This window comes from Pseudomonas gingeri (assembly GCF_013385425.1).
Classification (GTDB): Bacteria; Pseudomonadota; Gammaproteobacteria; order Pseudomonadales; family Pseudomonadaceae; genus Aquipseudomonas; species Aquipseudomonas gingeri_D.
Genome location: NZ_JACAQA010000021.1, coordinates 15,611 through 37,744, shown reverse-complemented (window position 1 = coordinate 37,744; position 22,134 = coordinate 15,611). Strand labels below are relative to the sequence as shown.

Below are 22,134 nucleotides of genomic sequence, written 5' to 3'. Positions count from 1 at the left end.
CCCGCAAGCGGGCTCCTACAGGGGCGCGTTGACTGTAATAACTGGTCTATGGCCGAGGCCGTGTGACCTGTGAGGCCCCCCAATGAATGGAACAACCGCGTGCCGTGAACTACCCTCAGGCGGCAACGAGCGCACAGCGCGGCCCATACATCGTCTTTTGATTGTCTGGAGAACACCCATTTCCACCGCCGACGCCGATCAACTCAGGCAGCTGTTGGCCCAGTGCTCACTGGGTAACCGCCGCGCATTCGAGACGCTGTATCGTAGCGTCGCCCCACGCCTGCACGGTGTAGCCCTGCGTTGCCTGGGCCGCGCCGACCTGGCCGAGGAAATCCTCCAGGAGAGCTTCGTGCGCATCTGGAACAACGCTTCGCGTTACGAGGCCCACCTCTCGGCGCCCATGACCTGGATGACCAACATCACCCGTAACCTGGCCATCGATCAGTTGCGCAGGTTCCGCGAGGTGCCCCTGGCCGATGGGCAGGAGGACAGCCTGGCCGACGACAGCCCCTCGGCCCACGAACTGCTCGACAGCGCCCGCGAGGCCAGTGCCCTGAACCGTTGCCTGGAGACCCTGGAGGGCCCGCAACGCCAGTCGATCACCCTCGCCTACTTCCACGGCCTGTCCTACGCGGAACTGGCCGAACAACTGCCCGCGCCGCTGGGCTCGGTCAAATCCTGGATACGTCGCGGCATGGAACGCCTGCGCAGGTGCCTTGAATCATGAACTACCAGAACCCCCGCCTGCGCCGCGCCCTGGCCGCCGACTATGCCATCGGCGTAATGTCCAAGGCCGCCCGCCGGCGTTTCGAAGCGCTGATGCGCGACGACGCCAAGCTGCGGGCCCAGGTCGCCGAGTGGCAGGAAAACCTGATGGCCCTGACCGAATCGGTGGCTGAACAGCCGGTGCCGGATCGGGTGTGGCAAGGTGTTGTCGCAAGGATCGATCCGCAACGGCTGCACCTGCCTGAGAAACGGCCGTTCTGGAGTCGGTTGCGCATCCTCGCGGCGGCCTGTTCGCTGGTGCTGGTGGCGGCCCTGGGCGTGTTCTATAACCATGACCCGGTGAGCGCCAGCGCAACCCTGCTCAGCGGCACGCAAACCCCGGCATTGCGGGTCAAGGCCCATGCCGACTACCTGCAAGTGGAACCGCTGAGCCTGGCGGCGGTGACCGCCGACCGCAGCCTGGAACTGTGGGCGATTCCGGTGGGTGGCAAGCCGGTGTCCCTGGGCCTGGTGCCCAAGGCAGGCAAGGGGCGAGTGGAATTGAGCGAAGCACATAAGGCCTTGCTCGGCACCTCGGTGGTGCTGGCGGTCAGCCTTGAGCCAGCAGGCGGTTCGCCGACCGGGCAACCGACCGGACCGGTGTTGTACCAGGGGCCGTTGGCGGCGCTCTGACCTTTAAAGCTCGCTGCTCGGAGCACCCAATAGCTGATTGGGATACTGTTAACTTCAGAAAGAAGCGCCTGCTTCAGGTCTCCTAATTAGCTTGCCCTTGGCTGCCAGCAATGATTGCAAGCATTGTGCGGCTTCAGGTACCTGCAAAACCTCCAAGCGAGCATCCATGCGCTGTACAGCGCTCAACTCTCGGACGTGGCTGGCCTGTGCTTCAGTCATCATCTTTTGGTGAGTCTTGGCATTCATCACTCCACTCCATCACGGCCTTGTTAGATCATCGAGCCCATCTTAGGGACAGAAAGCAGCGACAGCCACTTGGCATCGCGACCCCGCAACATCTGGAAAGGCATTCAACCTACAGGCCAAGCCGCTCGGACTTGCTCATGGCGGCTCGCAACCTCTATGGTTCGCCCAACAAAACCCGCCAAGGCTCTGCGTGCGAGCGCTTCCTCAAACCGGCGGGCTACTTTTTTGTGGGGCTGATCTTTAGATCGCGCTCTACAACACAGGAATGATCGGTAACAACTCCCCGCCTTGCGTCCTCAGAAGCCTGCGGCTTATAGTCCGCCGGTCGCCCTGATTGGCGATACGGGTTTGGCGACTCGTTAAACTCCCATGCGAAAGCTCTGTGCTTGTTTGCAGGTGCCTTCGCACCCGCAAAGCCGCTTTATGGCGGCTGTGCGCGGGAGACCTTCGGGTCTGCCGGCTTGGGAGTTTCCGGTTCGCCAACCTGCGTACAGCTGCCACCTTTCGTTTGGCGACGGATGTGTGGTGGCCTCGTCCTAAACTCCCGAGGTTTTACCCATGACGAAATACATCCCCCTCACCGCCATCGACTGCCTGATTCCCAGCCTGTTGATCGACGCCGAAAGCCCGACCGACGTGCTCCACGCCAATGCCGCCGCCCGCTTCCTCGCGGCGACACAGATGCTCGAAGCCCTGTCCCACATTGAATTGCACAACGCCAATGACATCGACTTCCAACATATCCTCCAGGTCCCCGCGATGGTCATGCGCGATGGCTGCGACCTGATGGATGTACTGGGCTGGCGGCTACGGGCCTGATCGCAGAATACGCAACGAAACAAAACTGTAGGAGCAGGGCTTGTCGGATCGCCGCACCGCCGCGAAGAGGCCCTTGAGATCGCTAAAAGCTTCGCGGGCAAGCCCTGCTCCTACAGAAACGATGCGCTGCCAACGACCGTGTACCACCGGGATATCGGCCAGAAAGCCCGTCTGTTCCAACTGAATTTCACCCACTAAAAAAGGGCGACCGAAGTCGCCCTTTTTCCGTCTTGCCCTTTACTGCTTACGCCGCGCTGAACAGCTTGTGCGGGTCGATCACGAACTTCTTCGGCACGCCCGCATCGAACTCGCCGTAGCCCTTCGGTGCGTCATCCAGGCTGATGACCTGGACACCGACGATCTCGGCAATATTGATCCGATCCCACATGATCGCCTGCATCAGCTGGCGGTTGTACTTCATCACCGGGGTCTGGCCGGTGTGGAAACTGTGGGACTTGGCCCAGCCGAGGCCGAAGCGGATGCTCAGGCTGCCCATTTTCGCGGCAGCATCCACCGCACCCGGGTCTTCAGTCACATACAGGCCCGGAATACCGATCTTGCCCGCCACGCGGACCACGCCCATCAGCGAGTTGAGCACGGTGGCCGGAGCCTCGTGTTTCACGCCTTCATGGCCGTGACCACGGGCTTCGAAGCCCACGGCATCGACGGCGCAATCCACTTCAGGTTCGCCCAACAGCGCGGCGATCTGTTCGTGCAGCGGGGTGTCCTTGGACAGGTCGGCGATTTCGAAACCCTGGGCCTTGGCGTGGGCCAGGCGGATCGGGTTGACGTCACCGATGATCACTACCGCCGCGCCCAGCAGGCGCGCCGAAGCCGCCGCCGCGAGGCCGACCGGACCGGCACCGGCGATGTATACGGTGCTGCCTGGACCAACACCCGCGGTGACCGCGCCGTGGTAGCCGGTAGGCAGGATGTCGGAGAGGCAGGTCAGGTCGCGGATCTTCTCCATGGCCTTGTCGCGATCCGGCAGTTTAAGCAGGTTGAAGTCGGCGTACGGCACCAGCACGTATTCAGCCTGGCCGCCGGTCCAGTCGCCCATGTCGACATAACCGTAGGCACCGCCGGCACGGGCCGGGTTGACGGTCAGGCAGACGCCGGTGTGTTGCTCCTTGCAGGAACGGCAGCGTCCGCAAGCCACGTTGAAGGGGACCGAGACCAGGTCGCCGAGTTTCAGGTTCTCGACGTCGCTGCCCTTCTCGATCACTTCACCGGTGATTTCATGACCCAGGACCAGGCCGGTCTGGGCAGTGGTACGGCCACGGACCATATGCTGGTCCGAACCACAGATGTTGGTGGAGACGACGCGCAGGATGACACCGTGCTCAATCTTCCTGCCGCGTGGGTCCTGCATTTTCGGATAGTCGATTTTCTGCACCTCGACCTTGCCATTGCCGAGATACACCACACCACGATTGCCAGACATGCTTTCACCTCGCTGTTGTTTTTATGTAGCAACACGTTGCCAGGGGGCAGCGCGTAGATTGCTCGGGTTATTGCCTGTGGTTGTTGCGTTGTTCTTGCGGACCTCATCGCCAGCAAGCCGGCTCCTACAGGGGAATTGCGTTACGGCAGGCACCGCGCCCACTGTGGGAGATTGCTCGGGGTACTGCTTGTGGTTGTTGCGTTGTTCTTGCGGGCCTCTTCGCGGGCAAGCTCCGCTCCCACAATTGACCGGGTAACGCCCAGGCAACGCGGTCCACTGTGGGAGCGGAGCTTGTCGGATCGCCGCACCGCCGCGAAGGTCGTAAAACGACCGTTCTTCAGAGCACCACCGTCCTGTTGGCGTTCAGAAAGACCCGCCGCTCAATGTGATACCCCACCGCCCGCGCCAAGGTCAGCCCTTCAATATCGCGGCCCTTGGCGATCAGGTCCTCGGGGTAGTGACTGTGGTCCACTACCTCCACGCCCTGGGCGATGATCGGGCCTTCGTCCAGGTCGTTGTTGATGTAGTGCGCGGTGGCCCCCACCAGTTTCACGCCCTTGTTATAGGCCTGGTGATAGGGCTTGGCGCCCTTGAAGCCGGGCAGCAACGAGTGGTGGATATTGATGGCCTTGCCGTCGAGCTTGCGACACAGCTCGGGCGAGAGCACCTGCATATAGCGGGCGAGAATCACCAGCTCCGCACCGGACTCCTCGATCACCTGCCAGACCTGGCGTTCCTGGCCCGGCTTGTCGTTCGGGTCCAGCGGGAAATGGTAGTAGGGAATCTGGTGCCAGTCGGCCAGGGGCTTGAGGTCCGGGTGGTTGGAGACCACGGCGGCCACGTCCATGGACAATTGGCCGATGCGCTGGCGGTAGAGCAGGTCGTTGAGGCAGTGATCGGCCTTGGAGACCATGATCACCACTTTCGGCCGGTAGTTCGGCGGGGTCAGTTCGAACAGCATGCCGAAGGACTCGCCGCGCAGGGCGAGGCCGGCGCGGAAGGCCAGTTCGTCGAAACCGTCGGGCTGGCGAAACTCCACGCGAATGAAGAAACGCCCCGAGAGGCGGTCATCGAACGAGTGGTGCTCGGTGACATAGCAGCCCTGCTCGAACAGATAGCGGGTCACCGCATCCACCGTGCCGAGCACGCTGGGGCAGTCGGCGGTCAAAATCCATGTATCGGGGGCGCGGCTCATTGCTTGACTCCTGTTCGTGAGGGGCAACCGCCAAGCGGTTGATCGCGAGCCTCTTGGTAGAGAACTCCAGGCAATCCTTACCCTTGTATACGACACCAAACCCTGTAGGAGCCAGCTTGCTGGCGATGGAGGCCAACGATAACGCTGGGCGCCTGAAACACTGCGGCGCCCGTGAGTCCATCGCCAGCAAGCTGGCTCCTACAGATCACACAAAACCTCAGGCCTGGACGCTGAGACCGTACTCGGCCGCCGCATCCTGCAACCACAACCACCAGTAATCCGAAAAGCTGCGACGGATCACCAGCTCCCAGGTGTCTTCGGCGGTGTGGCGGATCATCAGTTGCGACTTGGCGAACACCGTCCCGACGGCCTTACCCACAGGGAAGCTGTTCGGGTGCACGTCATAGCTGGTGGACTTCATCAGCACCTGGCGCACGTTCGGACCGCTCAGCTCCAGCAGTTGCTGGCCGCCGCTGACATTGACGATAGCGATATGCAGGTCGCCCAGGGCTTCGCGCAGCGCCTTCTCGGCAGCGAACTCTTCGCCGCTCGGGACGATCAGCAGCCACTCGTCAGGGCCAAGCCATTGCAGGCTGGTATCGCCCTTGGCAACCACGGTCAGTGCCACGGGCAGTTCCAGGCCCAGGGCCTTGTGCACGCCGGCGGCGAAGGCCGCGTCATGGCCATCGCCACGAATGGTCAGGTGACCGAGCAATTTCTTTTCCCGCACGGTGACACCGGCGTTCTTGCGGCCTTTACCCACCAGGCTGGCGAGGTCGGCATGGTGCAACGACGACTCGGCCTTGGCCCCGGAAGTCGGGCGTTGTTGGTAAACGTTGGCTGTGGTCATGTGAAACACCTGTGTTGAATTCTGTCTTTGCGGTTGTCCGTGGACCCTGTGGTGACTGTGCCGCCGTCATCGCCGGCAAGCCAGCTCCTACAAGGTCCGCGTCCAACCTCGATCCCGGGTTCCGTCAGATGTTCTGGCGATCGCCCTTCGGATCGAAGAACACCGAAGAAACGATTTCCGCCTCGATCACGCTGCCATCGGCCAGCGGTGCGAACACCCGCTCGCCCATGCGCTTCAGCCCGCCCTTGACCACCGCCATGGCAAACGAATAGCCAAGGGAGTTGTGGGCATAGCTGGAGGTCACGTGACCGACCATCTTCATCGGGATCGTCTGCTTGGTGTCGAACACCAGCTGGGCGCCTTCCGGCAGCCACTTGGTCGGATCGATCGGCTTGAGCCCGACCAACTGCTTGCGCTCTTCACGCACGCAGTCTTCACGGTTCATCCCGCGCCAGCCGATCCAGGAGAACGGCTTGGTCCGGCCGACACACCAGCCCATGTTCAGGTCGTCCGGGGTCATCGAGCCGTCCGTGTCCTGGCCGACGATGATGAAACCCTTCTCGGCCCGCAGCACGTGCATGGTCTCGGTACCGTACGGGGTCAGGTTGTACTGCTTGCCCGCCTCGACGATTTTCTCCAGCACACCCATGGCGTAGTCGGCCTGGACGTTAACCTCATAGGACAGCTCGCCGGTAAAGGAGATCCGGAACACCCGCGCCGGCACACCGCCGACCAGGCCTTCTTTCCAGGTCATGAACGGGAACGCGTCCTTGTCCAGGTCGATGTCGGTCACTTCGCTGAGCAGCTTGCGGCTGTTCGGCCCGGACAGGGTCATGGTCGCCCAGTGGTCGGTCACGGAGGTGAAGTACACCTTCATGTTCGGCCATTCGGTCTGGTGGTAGAGCTCCAGCCACTGCAGGACGCGAGCCGCGCCGCCGGTGGTGGTGGTCATCAGGAAGTGGTTGTCGGCCAGACAGGCGGTGACGCCGTCGTCGAAGACCATGCCGTCTTCCTTGCACATCAGGCCGTAGCGGGCCTTGCCCACGTCGAGCTTGGTCCAGGCGTTGGTGTAGACGCGGTTGAGGAATTCACGGGCGTCCGGGCCCTGGATATCGATCTTGCCCAGGGTCGAGGCGTCGAGCAGGCCGACGCTGTCGCGCACGGCCTTGCACTCACGCTTGACCGCCGCGTGCAGGTCTTCGCCGTTGCGCGGGAAGTACCACGGACGTTTCCATTGGCCCACGTCCTCGAACTCGGCGCGCTGCTTCACATGCCAGGCCTGCAAGGCGGTGTAGCGCACCGGCTCGAAGATATGCCCGCAGTGACGGCCGGCGACCGCGCCGAAAGTCACCGGCGTGTAGTTCGGACGGAACATGGTGGTGCCCATCTGCGGGATGGTCACGTTCAACGAACGGGCGGCAATGGCCAGGCCGTTGACGTTGCCCAGCTTGCCCTGGTCGGTGCCGAAGCCCAGCGCGGTGTAGCGCTTGACGTGTTCGACCGACTCGAAGCCCTCGCGGGTCGCCAGTTCGATGGCGGCGGCGGTGACGTCGTTCTGCAGGTCGACGAATTGCTTCGGCGCCCGTGCGGTAGCTTTTTCATGGGGCACCTGGAACAGCGCCAGGGTCGGCTCTTCCAGGCGCGACAGGGCTTTGGGCAGCACGCCTTCGACCGCCTTGAAACCGGCTTCGCTGGCCGCGCGAACGCCACCTTCAAAACCGTCGGCCAAGGCATCGGCCAAGCCGTAGACGCCGTTGATACCGCCGACGCACACGCGTTTCTGCGGTGCTTCGCCCGGTACGAAACCGAGGATATCTTCACGCCAGGTCGGTTTGCCGCCCAGGTGCGAGGCCAGGTGGACCACCGGGCTGTAGCCGCCGGAGCTTGCTACCAGATCGCAGTCCAGCCATTCGCCAGGACTGGTGACTTTATGCGCTTTGACGTCGATGGCGGCAATGCGCGCCGCAGTGACGTGCTTGCTACCACGGGCTTCGATCACGGCGCTGCCGGTGAGGATACGAATCCCCTTGGCCCGTGCTTCTTCCACCAGTGCGCCGCGCGGGTTGCTGCGGGCATCGGCGATAGCCACCACTTGCAGGCTGGCATCGAGCCAGTCCAAAGCCACGCGATAGGCGTGATCGTTGTTGGTGCTCAGCACCAGCTTCTTGCCCGGGGCCACGCCGTAACGGCGGACGTAGGTCGAAACGGCACCGGCGAGCATGTTGCCCGGTACGTCGTTGTTGCCGTAGACCAGCGGACGCTCATGGGTACCGGTGGCCAGGACCACGCGCTTGGCGCGGACCCGGTGGATACGCTGACGCACCTGACCGATCGGCGCACGGTCACCGAGGTGATCGGTGAGGCGCTCGTGAATGGTCAGGAAGTTGTGGTCGTGGTAGCCGTTGACGGTGGCGCGCGGCAACAGCAGTACGTCCGGCAGGCCTTTCAATTCGGCGATAACGCTGGCGACCCATTCGGCCGCCGGCTTGCCATCAAGGCTTTCGCGCGAATCGAGCAGGCTGCCGCCGAACTCTTCCTGTTCATCGGCCAGGATCACCCGGGCACCGCTGCGCGCGGCGGCCAGTGCAGCGGCCAGACCGGCAGGGCCGGCACCGACGATCAGCACGTCGCAGTGCTGGTTCATGTAGTCGTAGGTGTCCGGATCGTTCTCGGTCGGCGAGCGACCGAGGCCCGCGGCCTTGCGGATGTACTTCTCGTAGGTCATCCAGAACGACTGCGGATACATGAAGGTCTTGTAGTAGAAGCCCGGTGGCATCAGCTTGCCGCCGACCTTGCCGAGAATCCCCATCATGTCATTGTTGACGCTCGGCCAGCCGTTGGTGCTGGTAGCCACCAGGCCCTGATACAGCGCTTGCTGGGTGGCACGCACGTTAGGGATCTGGGTCGCTTCGGTGGCGCCGAGTTGCAGGACCGCGTTCGGCTCTTCGGCACCGGCGGCAAAGATGCCCCGTGGCCGGGAATACTTGAAGCTGCGACCGACGATATCCACACCGTTGGCCAGCAACGCGGCGGCCAGGGTGTCGCCTTCAAAGCCTTTATAGACCTGGCCGTTGAAGGTGAAGCTCAAGACTTTGTTGCGGTCGATCCGACCACCGTTGGACAGGCGATTGACCTGGCTCATACCTTCTCTCCCACAGCCGCGCCGGGCACTTTCGAACTGTCTGCTTTAGCGGTGAATTGCGGCTTCTCGCCAATCTTGTAGCTTTCGAGAATCTCGTAGGTAACGGTGTCGCGGGTCACGTTGAAATACTGGCGGCAACCGGCAACGTGGTCCCACAACTCGTGGTGCAGGCCGCGGGGGTTGTCGCGGAAGAACATGTAGTCGCCCCACTGCTCGTCGGTGCAGGTGCCCGGGTCCAGTGGACGCGGGATATGCGCCTGGCCGGAAGCGTGGAATTCCTCTTCGGAGCGCAGCTCGCCGCAATGAGGACAGAAGATATGCAACATAGGGATTTCTCCTGTTAGTGGGCGACCGCAGCAGCACCGTGTTCGTCGATCAACGCACCGTTGTGGAAACGGTCGATGGAGAAGGGAGCGGCCAACGGGTGCATTTCACCCTTGGCCAGGCTCGCGGCAAACACGTTGCCCGAACCAGGGGTAGCCTTGAAGCCGCCGGTGCCCCAACCGCAGTTGAAGAACATGTTCGGGACCGGGGTTTTCGAAATGATCGGGCAGGCATCCGGGGTGGTGTCGACGATGCCGCCCCACTGGCGGTTCATGCGCACGCGGGACAACACCGGGAACATCTCGACGATGGCCTGGATGGTGTGCTCGATCACCGGGTACGAACCACGCTGGCCGTAACCGTTGTAGCCGTCGATACCGGCACCGATCACCAGGTCGCCCTTGTCGGACTGGCTGATGTAACCGTGCACGGCGTTGGACATGATCACGCTGTCGATGATCGGCTTGATCGGTTCGGACACCAGCGCTTGCAGCGGGTGCGATTCGATCGGCAGGCGGAAACCGGCGAGCTTGGCCATATGCCCGGAGTTACCGGCGGTGACCACACCGACGCGCTTGGCGCCGATAAAACCCTTGTTGGTTTCGACACCGATACACACGCCGTTTTCCTTGCGGAAGCCGATCACTTCGGTCTGCTGGATCAGGTCGACGCCGAGGGCGTCGGCCGCACGGGCGAAGCCCCAGGCCACGGCATCGTGACGGGCCACGCCGCCGCGACGCTGGACGGTGGCGCCCATCACCGGGTAACGGGCATTCTTCGAGCAGTCCAGGTACGGAATCTCGTTCGCCACCTGTTGAGCGTTGAGCAGTTCGCCGTCGACGCCATTGAGGCGGTTGGCGCTGACCCGACGCTCCGAATCACGGATGTCCTGCAGGGTGTGGCAGAGGTTGTAGACACCACGCTGGGAGAACATCACGTTGTAGTTCAGGTCCTGGGACAGGCCTTCCCACAATTTCATCGCGTGTTCGTACAGGTGCGCCGACTCGTCCCACAGGTAGTTGGAACGCACGATGGTGGTGTTACGGGCGGTGTTGCCGCCGCCCAACCAGCCCTTCTCGACCACGGCCACGTTGGTGATGCCGTGCTCCTTGGCCAGGTAGTAGGCGGTCGCCAGACCATGCCCGCCGCCGCCGACGATGACCACGTCATAGACCTTTTTCGGGGTCGGCGTGCGCCACATTTTCTGCCAATTTTCGTGATGGCTGAGAGAGTGCTTGAAGAGGCCGAAGCCCGAATAGCGTTGCATAGTCATTTACTCCAAAACCGCTCTCAGCGATAAACCGGGAAATCCGCGCACAGGGCTGTCACGTGCTTGGCGACGTTCGCTTCGACATCGGCGTCGCCGAGGTTGTCGAGGATGTCGCAGATCCAGCCGGCCAGCTCGACGCACTGGGTCACTTTGAACCCACGCGTGGTGACGGCCGGGGTGCCGATGCGCAGACCGGAAGTGACAAACGGCGACTGTGGATCGTTCGGCACGGCGTTCTTGTTCACGGTGATATGGGCACGGCCCAGGGCGGCATCGGCCTCTTTGCCGGTCAGGCCCTGACGGATCAGGCTGACCAGGAACAGGTGGTTGTCGGTACCGCCGGACACTACATCGTAGCCGCGTTTGATAAATACGCCCGCCATGGCCTGGGCGTTATCGATCACTTGCTGCTGATAGACTTTGAAGCTTGGCTCCAGGGCTTCCTTGAAGCTCACGGCCTTGGCGGCGATCACGTGCATCAGCGGGCCGCCCTGGCCGCCGGGGAAGACTGCGGCGTTGAATTTCTTTTCCAGCTCTTCGTTGGCCTTGGCCAGGATCAGGCCGCCACGGGGACCGCGCAGGGTCTTGTGGGTGGTGGTGGTGACCACGTCAGCGTAGGGCAGCGGGTTCGGGTACAGGCCAGCAGCGACCAGACCGGCCACGTGGGCCATGTCGACGAAGAAGTAAGCACCGACCTTGTCGGCAATTTCACGGAAGCGTGGGAAATCGAGGGTTTTCGAGTAGGCCGAGAAACCGGCGATAATCATTTTCGGCTTGTGCTCGACGGCCAGGCGCTCGACTTCGTCGTAGTCGATCAAGCCGGTGGTGGTGTCGATGCCGTACTGCACGGCGTTGTAGAGCTTGCCCGAGAAGCTGACCTTGGCGCCGTGGGTCAGGTGACCGCCGTGGGCCAGGCTCATGCCCAGCACGGTGTCGCCGGCATTGAGCAGGGCCAGGTAGACCGCGGCGTTGGCCTGGGAGCCGGAGTGCGGCTGGACGTTGACGTAGTCGGCGCCGAACAGTTGCTTGGCGCGTTCGATGGCCAGGGCCTCGACCTTGTCCACGTGTTCGCAGCCACCGTAGTAGCGCTTGCCTGGATAACCTTCGGCGTATTTGTTGGTCAGGCCGCTGCCCTGGGCCTGCATGACGCGCTTGCTGGTGTAGTTTTCCGACGCGATCAGCTCGATATGATCTTCCTGGCGTTGCTCCTCGGCATTCATGGCCGCCATCAGTGCATCGTCATAACCCTGGATCTGGTCTTGCTTGCTGAACATCGCGTCTCTCCCAGCGGCGGCGGTGCGCCATTTTTATCAGTGGGGCCGTTGCCTGACGGCAGTGCCCTTTGAATGCGATGGTAGGGCCGACGCAGACCGATCAAATGCCTATGGACGCCACGCAAAGGTGCGTTTACGACATGGCTTGGCGCGCTGAGATAGTCGAGGGCCGAACAGCGTCTGGAACAGGGATCTTGAAAACACCACAACCCCTGTAGGAGCAGGGCTTGCCCGCGAAGGCGTCCGTATTATCAACCCGATCTTTTGGGTAGCCCGCACTGACCTCTTCGCGGGCAAGCCGGTAACGCCGGACCGCCTGCTCCTACAAGGACAGCGTCAACCTTTCGATCTATAGAGGCTTTTCCTACGGAAACTGTGCCTGTGCGATAAGGTCAATTCTGGTTACAGTGCGCACCATAATCGTTCACAAGGACCGGGCCATGACCGACAAGAGCCAACAATTCGCCAGCGACAACTATTCCGGTATCTGCCCCGAGGCCTGGGCCGCCATGGAACAGGCCAACCACGGCCACCAGCGCGCCTACGGCGACGACGAATGGACCCAGCGCGCCGCCGACGGCTTCCGCCAGTTGTTCGAAACCGACAGTGAAGTGTTCTTCGCCTTCAACGGCACCGCGGCCAACTCCCTGGCCCTGTCGTCGTTGTGCCAGAGCTACCACAGCGTGATCTGCTCGGAGACCGCCCACGTCGAGACCGACGAGTGCGGCGCGCCGGAGTTTTTCTCCAACGGCTCCAAGCTGCTCACCGCGCGCACCGAAAACGGCAAGCTGACCCCGGACTCGATCCGCGAAATCGCCCTCAAGCGCCAGGACATCCACTACCCCAAGCCGCGCGTGGTGACCCTGACTCAAGCGACCGAAGTCGGCAGCGTCTACACCCCGGATGAAATCCGCGCCATCAGCGCCACCTGCAAGGAGCTCGGCCTGCACCTGCACATGGACGGCGCGCGGTTCTCCAATGCCTGCGCCTACCTCGGCTGCACCCCGGCCGAACTGACCTGGAAGGTCGGCGTCGACGTGCTGTGCTTCGGCGGCACGAAAAACGGCATGGCGGTGGGTGAAGCGATCCTGTTCTTCAATCACGACCTGGCGGTGGATTTCGACTATCGCTGCAAGCAGGCCGGGCAGTTGGCCTCGAAAATGCGCTTTCTCTCGGCGCCCTGGGTCGGTCTGCTGGAAAACCACGCCTGGCTCAAGCACGCCCGCCACGCCAACCACTGCGCGCAGCTACTCAGCAGCCTGGTCAAGGACATTCCCGGCGTGGAACTGATGTTCCCAGTGGAAGCCAACGGCGTGTTCCTACAACTGTCGGAATCGGCCATCGCCGCGCTGACCGCCAAGGGCTGGCGCTTCTACACCTTCATCGGCAAGGGCGGCGCACGCTTCATGTGCTCGTGGGACACCGAGGAAGCGCGGGTACGGGAACTGGCGGCGGATATTCGGGAAGTCATGTCCGCCTGACCCCAGGCGCCGATGCCGGTGCCATGCGCCGGCGGACGGCCCCTTCAGTGTTGCCCGATGGTTTTCGAAATCACTTCGACCGTGGCGCTGACCTGCTCTTGGTAACGGTTCAGTTCTTCCCGGTGACGCTGCTGCGCTTCGATCTGCTGCGAACACAGGTTCAACGCCGCCAGCACCAGCAGCTTGTCGCCGATCAGCGTGGGGAACTTCTTCTTGGTGTCGGCCAACGCCGCCCGGAGCATTACCGTCGCGTCCTGCAAGGTGCGCTCCTGGCCGGCAGGGGCCTTGATCGAATACTCCTCGCCGAGGATCGAGATGACGGTCACCCCATCGCTGCTGGTTCTCATGCGCTCACGGGACCTGCGCTGACACGCTCGACCAGCGCCTGGATACGGGCGGCGGTAGCACCGTGCTTTTCTTCTTGTTCCATCAGGCTCAGTTGCAGGCTTTCGTTTTCGTCCTTGGCCTGGGCCAGCTCGGTGCTCAGCGCGGTATTGGCGGCCAACAGTTCCTGTTTTTGCTGAACCAGCTCGCTGACCAGCTGTTCCAATTGACTCAGGGAAGCTTCCAACATTTTCTTGATCTCTCGGGCAGTTTCAAAGGGCGCGTACGATAAAGAAAAGCCCCCCTGTTTGCCAGGGGAAAACTGTCGCAAAGCCTTGATTTTCCTGGCGGGGTGCTTTTCCTGGAACCTTAGGGACTGCGATTGCCAGGACATGTTCCCCGCCCCCTGTCGGAAACCTCCGCCTGCGACAAATACGCGCAGGGGCTTAAGACTTTAGTCGAATGACCGATAGGTCATTCAGACACGCCTTAAAAGTCGCACGGAATGCGCCCTTCTCTCAGGTAGCCACCATGTCCCTACGCAACATGAACATCGCCCCGCGCGCCTTCCTCAGCTTCTCCCTGATCGGCGCGCTGATGCTGATCCTGGGGATATTTGCCCTGAACCAGATGAGCAAGATCCGTGGCGCCGCCGAAGAGCTCAGTACCAACAGCGTGCCGAGCATCAAGAGCCTCGACGACCTCACCCAACTGACCCTGCGCCTGCGGGTCCTGTCCTATCGCCTGGTGACCAACCGCGCGCCCGACGAGCAACAGAAAATCCTCGACCTGTTCACCCTGCGCAACCAGCAGATCGGCAAGGCCCAGGCCATCTACGAAAAACTGATCAGCAGCCCTGAAGAGCGCGTGGCCTACGACCGCTATGTGCAGGTGCTCGGCCAGTACCGCCAGCTTGAAGATCGGATGAAAAGCCTGTCGCGCAACAATCAGGTCACTGAACTGGCAGCCCTGATCAACAGCGAGTTGCTGGCCAACTCCGAACAGGTCAACACCGTGCTCACCAAGCTGGTGGAGATCAATACCCAGCAGACCGACGACACCCATCAACAAGCCGCCGACCAATACGCCTCGGCGTTCAATATGGTGGTGGGCTTGCTGCTGGCCGCCACCGGCCTGACCCTCCTGCTCGCCTGGTTGCTGACCAACAGCATCACCCACCCTATCGCCGACGCCCTGACCGCCGCCGAGCAGATCGCCGAAGGCGACCTGACCCGACCGATCAAGGTCGAGGGCAACGACGAAGCCGGGCGCCTGTTGCAGGCCATGGTCAAGATGCAGCAGAAACTGCGCGACACCCTGCAGCGTATTTCCGGTTCGGCGACCCAGCTGGCTTCGGCGGCGGAAGAGCTGAATGCCGTCACCGACGAAAGCGCCAAGGGCCTGGTACGGCAGAACAACGAGATCGAACAGGCCGCCACGGCGGTCAATGAAATGACCAGCGCCGTGGAAGAAGTCGCGCGCAATGCCGTGAGCACATCCGAAGCCTCGAAGCATGCCACCGCCTCGGCCGGCGACGGTCGTGACCTGGTCCAGGAAACCGTCGGCGCCATCGAGCGCATGAGCAGCGATGTACAGAGCACCGCGACGCTGATCGGCAACCTGGCGAAGGAATCCCAGGATATCGGCAAGGTGCTGGACGTGATTCGCGGGCTGGCCGACCAGACCAACCTGCTGGCCCTGAACGCGGCGATTGAAGCGGCACGGGCCGGGGAAGCCGGGCGTGGTTTTGCCGTGGTGGCGGATGAGGTTCGGGCCCTGGCCCACCGTACCCAGCAGTCCACCAGCGAGATCGAACGGATGATTGGCAGTATCCAGGGCGGGACCGAGCAAGCCGTGGATTCGATGCGCAACAGCACCGAGCGGGCGGAGTCGACCTTGAATATCGCCAAGGGCGCGGGGATGGCGCTGGACACCATCAATACGGCGATTGTCGAGATCAACGAACGCAACCTGGTGATCGCCAGTGCGGCGGAAGAACAGGCTCAGGTGGCCCGCGAGGTGGATCGCAATCTGGTGAATATCCGCGATCTTTCGGTGCAATCGGCGACCGGTGCGAACCAGACCAGCGCAGCGAGCAATGAGCTGTCGCGCCTGGCGGTGGATTTGAACAGCATGGTGGCGCGGTTCAGTCTGTAAACCTCAAGACCCAAGCGATTAAAGTCCGGTTCACGCGGACTGTAGGAGCAGGGCTTGCCCGCGAAGCTTTTGGCGGTCTTGAGGGCCTCTTCGCTGCGATGCGGCGTCCCGACAAGCCATGCTCCTACAGGGACCGTGTTCGGCCTTAACATTAGGGCAAGCCCCTCGCCACAAGGGGACCGCGGTGCTTCGGTCAGTACTCGATCCGCACATCCCCCTTCGGCACGCTGCAGCACGACAGGATATAACCCTCGGCCACATCGTCGTCGGTGATCCCGCCGTTGTGCTCCATCTCCACTTCGCCGCCCAGCTTCAGCACCTTGCAGGTCCCGCAGATGCCCATGCCGCAGGCCTTGGGAATCATCAGGCCAAGCTTGGCCGCCGCCGCGTGCACGGTTTCCCCCGGTGCCACACGAATGCTCTTGCCAGTCGCGGTGAACTCCACTTGATACAGATCCGCCGCATCCACTTCCGGTGCCTCTGCAGCCTGTTCGGCCTGTTCCACCGCGTCGGCACGAGCCTCCGGCGGCGTCGCACCGAACGACTCTTCGTGGTAGCGGCTCATATCGAACCCGGCCGCTTCCAGCAAACGCTTCACCGCGTTCATATACGGCGTCGGCCCGCAGCAGAACACCTCACGCTCCAGGAAGTCCGGCGCCATCAACTCCAGCATCTTGTGGTTCAGATAACCGCGATAACCGGCCCACGGCTCGCCCAAACCATGCTTCTCACAAATCAGGTGCAGGCTGAAGTTGTCGATCCGCGAGGCCATATGCTCCAGCTCGCGGTGATAGATGATGTCCTTGGGCGAACGGGCGCTGTGGATAAACACCATGTCGACATTGCCGTTGGTATCGTAGAACCAGCGGGCCATGGACATCACCGGGGTGATACCGACGCCGCCACTCAGGTACAGCACCTTGGGGCTCGGGAAGTCGATGGCGTTGAACAACCCCACCGGACCGTGCACCGCCAGCTCCTGGCCTTCGTGCAGGGTGTCGTGCAACCAGTTGGAAACCTTGCCGCCGGGCACGCGCTTGATGGTCACCGAAAAGCTGTAGGGCACCGACGGCGAGCTGGAAATGGTGTAGGAGCGCATGATCGGCTGGCCTTCGATTTCCAGCTCCAGGGTGACAAACTGCCCCGGCTTGAAAAAGAACATGATCGGCTGGTCAGCCATGAAGCAGAAGGTGCGCACATCCCAGGTTTCCTGGATGACCTTCACGCAGCGCACGATATGCCGACCATTGGCCCAGGTCTGGGTTGTTACCGGATTGAGGAAGTTGTTCGACATATTGTTCTCCACCGCCGACTGTCGGCTCTATGTTGGCGATTCTGCGCAAGGGTCGAAGCGACCATTTACCTATCCGCGACATTGGCATGCTTATCGCGACCAGCCCGCAACGACCGGGGGTTGCGCGTCGGGAACGGATTCGGCCATGTCGCCCATGGATAAGGTTCATGTCGCTGCCAGCCGCACACTCCATCGCAAATGATCCAATGTATTTCCGTACTTGCGTGCTAACCGTATCAGCCACTATTCGCCGGCCACACCGCATGGCCATGAGGACTAAATCGATGGACGTCACCGCAACCCTGAGCCTGGGCGATCCGCTGGAACCCGCACGCAAGGCCACCGCGCAAATGCTGCAAGAGCGCGAACGCACCTTCTCCCTGCCGCAACCGTTCTACTCCGATGAGCGGCTGTTCGAAATCGATATGCAGGAAATCTTTCAGAAAGAGTGGTTGATCGCCGGCATGACCTGCGAAATCCCGACCAAGGGCAACTACATGACCCTGCAGATCGGCAAGAACCCGATCATCGTGATTCGCGGCGCCGACGGCGTGGTCCACGCCTTCCATAACGTCTGCCGCCACCGCGGTTCACGGTTGTGCACCAGCGACAAGGGCAAGGTCGCCAAGCTGGTCTGCCACTACCACCAGTGGACCTACGAGCTGGACGGGCGCCTGCTGTTCGCCGGCACCGAGATGGGCGCCGACTTCGACATGAAGCAGTACGGCCTCAAGCCGGTGCACGTGAAGACCTCCGGCGGCTACATCTTCATCAGCCTGGCGGAAAACCCGCCCGCCATCGATGAGTTCCTGACGACCCTGAACCACTACATGGAACCCTACGACATGGAAAACACCAAGGTGGCGGTGCAAACCACCTTGATGGAGAAGGCCAACTGGAAGCTGGTGCTGGAAAACAACCGCGAGTGCTACCACTGCGGCGGCTCTCACCCGGAACTGCTGAAGACCCTGCTGGAGTGGGACGACGTCACCGACCCGCGGGCCGACCAGAAATTCAAGGACCACGTGGCCGAATGCACCGTGGCCTGGGAAGCCGAGAAGATCCCTTACGCCCACGCCAGCTTCGGCCTGCGTAACCGGATCGTGCGCATGCCGCTGCTCAAGGGCACCGTGTCCATGACCATGGACGGCCAGCAGGGCTGCAAGAAGCTGATGGGCCGGATCAAGAACCCGGATTTGGGTTCGATGCGCATCCTGCACCTGCCGCACTCGTGGAACCACTGCATGGGCGACCACATCATCGTGTTCACCGTGTGGCCGATCAGCGCCCAGGAAACCATGGTCACCACCAAGTGGCTGGTACACAAGGATGCGGTGGAAGGCGTCGACTATGACGTGGCGCGCATGCGTGAAGTCTGGGATGCGACCAACGACCAGGACCGTCGCCTGGCCGAGGAAAACCAGCGCGGTATCAATTCCACGGCCTACCAGCCAGGGCCGTACTCGAAGACCTATGAGTTTGGCGTGGTCAACTTTGTGGATTGGTACAGCGAGCGGCTGTTGAGCAACCTGGGGGCCGAGCCTGCGCCGTACCTCAAGGGTGTGCCGGTGCACGGCTAAGAGCAAAGGCTTCGCGGGCAAGCCCTGCTCCCACAGGGGTTTTGTGATCGATCGCAAAACTGCGGTACCACACAGATCCTGTGGGAGCGGAGCTTGCCCGCGAATGCGTCAGCTCGGCCAGCACCGAATTACCCGTGAGACGCCCACCTCACCGACCCATCCTCGCCAATAAACTCCTCGATAATATTCTCCCCGCTCAACCGCACCTTCACGTACCCATTGAGCACTCGCTCCGGGTATTCATCGTCCATGGCATTCTGCACTTCGGAAAACAGCACCCGCTCATTGCCATCCAACTCGCTGGTCACGCCATAGGGAATCGCCCCGTGCCCGGCACAACGCGCCCGTAACCCGCCCTGCTCGGCATACACAATCCCATTGTGCAGGTGCCCCCAGTACCAATAATCCGGCACCCGGCCCAAAGCATCACACACCGGCTGATACAGCGTGGTCTTGTTTGCCCCACTGATATCGAAACCCTGGTGATGACTCAGCACCAGCAACTTCTTGCCCTTGGGCAGGCTCTTCATCCAGTCGATCTGCTGCTGGTTCAAGGTACCGTCCATATAAAGACCGAGCGGCGCGGAGGCATAGGCCGAATCCAGTCCGACAATCAGCCAGTCATCGTTGTACAACGCAAAATAACTGGTGCCCTGCTGCATCGGGAACCGTGAGTTGAGCTCCGCGAAATAACCATGGGCGCCGCTGTACATCTCATGGTTGGAGTTGAGGGTGAAGGCGCCGTGCTTGCCCATCGGCCAGCCGGCCATGTCGACATCTTCCTCGGAGCCGGTGCCAGCGTAGTAGACGTCGCCCAGGTGAATGGTGAAATCGGCCTGGGCCAACTGCATCTGGTTGGCGACATTGACCGCCGGGGCATGGCTTTCAAAGGGCCCGGTGCCCCAGTCGCCGGCAATCGCCAGGGTCACGTCGTTGTCGATCATCATCACCATCGGCGTGGTGGCAAACGGCGCATGGCGCCGCAGGTTCTCGATCCACTTGATCAACGCCTCGCTCCACAGCAGGTCGAGCAACTCCCATTTGCGACAGCCCAGCAACGTGCCGTCCTTGAGGACCCGGGTTTGCAGCTGCGACTCCGAGGTCGGCAAGGCCTTGGCGTTGCCCATATGCAGGATCGACAACCCATGGGACAACTCCCAGGGCACCGCCGGCTCGTCCGTCGGCAGGTCGCCATGGTCCAGCACGTATTGGGCCTGGTCATGCCCGCGTTGCAACAACGCCTGGATGGCCTGGAACTCCTCGGGCTCGATGTCACTGGTGAGTTTTTTCCAGGACAACTCCAACCGGGCTTTCAGACCACTGAGGCGGACGCGGATTTTCGCAAGTTCATGTTCCAGATGAGGCAAATTCATAGCTGTCTCCCTACAACGTCTTCATGAATTCGATCAGCGCCCATTTCTCGGCGTCGGTCAGTTGGGTCCCGTACAGGTGACCACTGTTGTGGTTGCCCTCCAGGCGTGTGTCATACCTGAAGTAGGTCGGCGCCTGGACCTGGGCACCGCTGGTGATGAAACCGACCTTGACCGGGTCATAGACATCCGAGCCGGTGTTGAACACCACCGGCCGCTTGTCCGGCGTCTGCAACAGGTCCCACAGGCTCGGCACCGAACCGTTGTGCAGGTACGGCGCGCGCATCCAGATGCCGTCGGTGGGGGTGTTGCTGTAGCTCTGGGTCTTGCGATAAGCGTTGAAATCGAATGGCGGTTTCTTGAAGCCATGGAACGCCTGCACCAGGCCGACGGTGAAGGAATCCAGGCGATGGGGGTCGGTGCCCAGTTGGTCGATTTGGGTGGTGACCTGGCCGGTGTCGGCCTTGCCGAACTCATGGCAGCCCGCACAGTTGTTGTCCCAGATCGGCTTGCCCTGGGCTACCCGCGCCTGGTCCAAAGCGAACGGCCAGGCCGGCGGCTTGGTGCCGAGCAACCACTGGGTGACCCGATTGAAACTCTCCGGCAACACCGACTGCGGCGTCGCGCCCACGGCCATGGCCGCGGCGTAGTTACGCTCGTGGATATCGTTGTTGTTGCCGTCCCAGTGCAGGTACAGCGATTCGCGCGGCTTCTGGTTCCAGATCTGCGGCAGGTCGACGGTGCCGATAGTCGAGTCATCCGGGAAACCGAAGACCACCATCTTGGTCGGGTTGAAGGTGTCGGTGCGCCCGGGCCCTTGTGCCGGCCGCAGTTTCTGCCAGGCGTAGGCCTGCTTCTGCTTGAGCAGCGCGGTCTTGGCCATGGGGATAATCAGGTAGCGGTTGTACAGCCGCTCGAAGAAGCCCAGCTGGAACTTGGCGTTGATCGCCGTCATCACTGCGTCGGTGGTGAATTTCGGGTCGCTGGCGCAATCGTAGGCGAACCACTGGAAGGCTTGCAGTTGCAGGGTATTGGCCGGCGCGGTGGCGATCGGTTTGGCCACATCGCTGGCCGAGGCGCGGTAGGAGCCGGTGTGGCACAGGGCGCAGTTGGGTTCCACGGTCGGGTAGCCGATCTGCCGCTTGGCCATGCCGATGGGCAGGTCGCGACCGTTTTCATAGAGGAAGCCGAACGCCTCCCAGCCACCGGGCTTGGGCATTTTTTCCGGGCACATCTGCGGCAGCACGGCAAACAGGTAATAAGGGATTCGCGCTTCGATGCCCAGGCCGATGGCGGCGTACTTGAAGTGGTCTTCGTCGGAGGCGAATTTCTCTTCGGGCACCACCCGCAGCATGTTGTACCAGGTTTCGTAGCCGATAAAACCCAGCACCAGCAGGGTGATCAGCAGGCCGACCCGAAAGCCGTGGCGATGCCAGCGGGCTTCCCAACCCTGGCACCAGGCATGCCAACCATCGACCAGCAAGGCCCAGGGCCGGTGGGCCGGCGTGCTGCCCATGAAGAGCGTGACGCCCAGGACCAGGAACATGCTCAGGTCGCCGTAGAGCATGGGCACGAACACCGTGGGGGTGTTGCTGGTGTCGATCAGGTAGATCCAGAACGCCACGGCGACCAGCCGGCTCAAGACGCATAACCAGGAGTGGATCACGAAGCGCGGGGCGTTGAAGCCCGACGGCATGTAGAACAGGCTGATCCCCACCAGCAGCATGCCGGCGTTTTCCAGCCAGGGGTCCGAGAGCACCGGCGGCAGGCCGACCACCGAGGTCAGCAGCGCCGGGGCGAACAGGGCAGGCAGTGCGAACACCATGTTCATCACGATGCCTATCCAGATAAAGCGTTGGAACCAGCGGATGTAATTGTCCATATCACCCTTCCTTGCCAATCCATTTCTTCCGGCCGATCACCGGGGTGCGGCTTTACACAGATCTGTAGGAGCAGGCGGTCCGGC

19 protein-coding genes and 1 pseudogene are annotated in these 22,134 nt (G+C 62.0%); 7 read left to right on the top strand and 13 right to left on the bottom strand.

Annotated elements, in window-relative coordinates; translation table 11 throughout:
- The first annotated feature begins 82 nt into the window (after window positions 1–82).
- Together HX830_RS23760 and HX830_RS23755 are read left to right on the top strand one after the other, a co-directional pair.
- Window positions 83–727, top strand: a complete 645-nt coding sequence (locus tag HX830_RS23760; RefSeq protein ID WP_177102972.1) for a sigma-70 family RNA polymerase sigma factor — start codon at window positions 83–85, stop codon at window positions 725–727.
- Window positions 724–1,398, top strand: a complete 675-nt coding sequence (locus tag HX830_RS23755) for an anti-sigma factor (RefSeq protein ID WP_177102970.1) — start codon at window positions 724–726, stop codon at window positions 1,396–1,398. Before HX830_RS23760 ends, HX830_RS23755 begins: the two co-directional genes overlap by 4 nt.
- 54 nt (window positions 1,399–1,452) lie before the next feature.
- Here HX830_RS23755 and HX830_RS23750 read toward each other — a convergent pair whose 3' ends face one another.
- Complete coding sequence (locus tag HX830_RS23750; RefSeq protein WP_177102968.1) at window positions 1,453–1,644, bottom strand: hypothetical protein; 192 nt, start codon at window positions 1,642–1,644, stop codon at window positions 1,453–1,455.
- 558 nt (window positions 1,645–2,202) lie between these two features.
- Between HX830_RS23750 and HX830_RS23745 the strand changes: the two genes are divergently transcribed.
- On the top strand, window positions 2,203–2,463 hold the full coding sequence (locus HX830_RS23745; protein WP_040071331.1) for a hypothetical protein: 261 nt from the start codon (window positions 2,203–2,205) through the stop codon (window positions 2,461–2,463).
- Window positions 2,464–2,707: 244 nt separating this feature from the next.
- On the opposite strand, the gene fdhA is transcribed toward HX830_RS23745, so the two are convergent.
- From fdhA to glyA, 7 genes are all read right to left on the bottom strand, one after another.
- Entirely contained in the window at window positions 2,708–3,907 is a 1,200-nt protein-coding gene (gene fdhA, locus HX830_RS23740) for a formaldehyde dehydrogenase, glutathione-independent (protein ID WP_103498198.1), read from the bottom strand.
- A 337-nt stretch (window positions 3,908–4,244) separates the two neighbouring features.
- The gene (gene purU / locus HX830_RS23735) at window positions 4,245–5,102 is read right to left on the bottom strand and encodes a formyltetrahydrofolate deformylase (RefSeq protein WP_152741099.1); all 858 of its coding nucleotides are present in this window, start codon (window positions 5,100–5,102) and stop codon (window positions 4,245–4,247) included.
- Window positions 5,103–5,319: 217 nt separating this feature from the next.
- Window positions 5,320–5,952 (bottom strand): sarcosine oxidase subunit gamma, encoded by a 633-nt coding sequence (locus HX830_RS23730; protein WP_100938565.1) that lies wholly within the window; start codon window positions 5,950–5,952, stop codon window positions 5,320–5,322.
- Window positions 5,953–6,076: 124 nt separating this feature from the next.
- Window positions 6,077–9,094, bottom strand: coding sequence for a sarcosine oxidase subunit alpha (locus HX830_RS23725; protein ID WP_177102966.1), 3,018 nt, complete (start codon window positions 9,092–9,094; stop codon window positions 6,077–6,079).
- Window positions 9,091–9,420 (bottom strand): sarcosine oxidase subunit delta, encoded by a 330-nt coding sequence (locus tag HX830_RS23720; protein WP_100938567.1) that lies wholly within the window; start codon window positions 9,418–9,420, stop codon window positions 9,091–9,093. The genes HX830_RS23725 and HX830_RS23720 overlap by 4 nt, the downstream gene beginning before the upstream one ends.
- 14 nt (window positions 9,421–9,434) lie before the next feature.
- A complete protein-coding gene (locus HX830_RS23715; RefSeq protein ID WP_177102987.1) occupies window positions 9,435–10,685 on the bottom strand; it encodes a sarcosine oxidase subunit beta in 1,251 nt (416 codons plus the stop codon).
- Between the two features lie 23 nt (window positions 10,686–10,708).
- Complete coding sequence (gene glyA, locus HX830_RS23710) at window positions 10,709–11,962, bottom strand: serine hydroxymethyltransferase (RefSeq protein WP_177102964.1); 1,254 nt, start codon at window positions 11,960–11,962, stop codon at window positions 10,709–10,711.
- 440 nt (window positions 11,963–12,402) lie between these two features.
- Here glyA and HX830_RS23705 point away from each other — a divergent pair, with 440 nt between their 5' ends.
- Window positions 12,403–13,443: a threonine aldolase family protein gene (locus tag HX830_RS23705; RefSeq protein ID WP_177102962.1), complete on the top strand. Its 1,041-nt coding sequence runs from the start codon at window positions 12,403–12,405 to the stop codon at window positions 13,441–13,443.
- Between the two features lie 44 nt (window positions 13,444–13,487).
- Here HX830_RS23705 and HX830_RS23700 read toward each other — a convergent pair whose 3' ends face one another.
- A complete protein-coding gene (locus HX830_RS23700) occupies window positions 13,488–13,790 on the bottom strand; it encodes a cell division protein ZapA (RefSeq protein ID WP_177102960.1) in 303 nt (100 codons plus the stop codon).
- Window positions 13,787–14,017 carry a hypothetical protein gene (locus HX830_RS23695; protein WP_100938572.1) on the bottom strand — a complete coding sequence of 77 codons (231 nt, stop codon included), beginning with the start codon at window positions 14,015–14,017 and terminating at the stop codon, window positions 13,787–13,789. The genes HX830_RS23700 and HX830_RS23695 overlap by 4 nt, the downstream gene beginning before the upstream one ends.
- Before the next feature lie 212 nt (window positions 14,018–14,229).
- Here HX830_RS23695 and HX830_RS32745 point away from each other — a divergent pair.
- Window positions 14,230–15,069, top strand: a pseudogene (locus HX830_RS32745) (MCP four helix bundle domain-containing protein); the annotation flags it as partial.
- Window positions 15,052–15,924, top strand: a complete 873-nt coding sequence (locus HX830_RS32740) for a methyl-accepting chemotaxis protein (RefSeq protein ID WP_442757373.1) — start codon at window positions 15,052–15,054, stop codon at window positions 15,922–15,924. The pseudogene HX830_RS32745 and the gene HX830_RS32740, both read left to right, overlap by 18 nt.
- A 193-nt stretch (window positions 15,925–16,117) precedes the next feature.
- Here the strand turns inward: HX830_RS32740 and gbcB are convergent, their stop codons facing one another.
- Window positions 16,118–17,218 carry a glycine-betaine demethylase subunit GbcB gene (gene gbcB / locus HX830_RS23685; protein ID WP_177102956.1) on the bottom strand — a complete coding sequence of 367 codons (1,101 nt, stop codon included), beginning with the start codon at window positions 17,216–17,218 and terminating at the stop codon, window positions 16,118–16,120.
- A gap of 284 nt (window positions 17,219–17,502) precedes the next feature.
- Between gbcB and gbcA the strand changes: the two genes are divergently transcribed.
- A complete protein-coding gene (gbcA, locus tag HX830_RS23680; protein WP_103495267.1) occupies window positions 17,503–18,798 on the top strand; it encodes a glycine-betaine demethylase subunit GbcA in 1,296 nt (431 codons plus the stop codon).
- Window positions 18,799–18,926: 128 nt separating this feature from the next.
- Here the strand turns inward: gbcA and HX830_RS23675 are convergent, their stop codons facing one another.
- Together HX830_RS23675 and HX830_RS23670 are read right to left on the bottom strand one after the other, a co-directional pair.
- Window positions 18,927–20,171 carry a metallophosphoesterase family protein gene (locus tag HX830_RS23675; RefSeq protein WP_177102954.1) on the bottom strand — a complete coding sequence of 415 codons (1,245 nt, stop codon included), beginning with the start codon at window positions 20,169–20,171 and terminating at the stop codon, window positions 18,927–18,929.
- Window positions 20,172–20,181: 10 nt separating this feature from the next.
- Window positions 20,182–22,050, bottom strand: a complete 1,869-nt coding sequence (locus HX830_RS23670; RefSeq protein ID WP_177102952.1) for a hypothetical protein — start codon at window positions 22,048–22,050, stop codon at window positions 20,182–20,184.
- Between the last annotated feature and the right edge of the window lie 84 nt (window positions 22,051–22,134).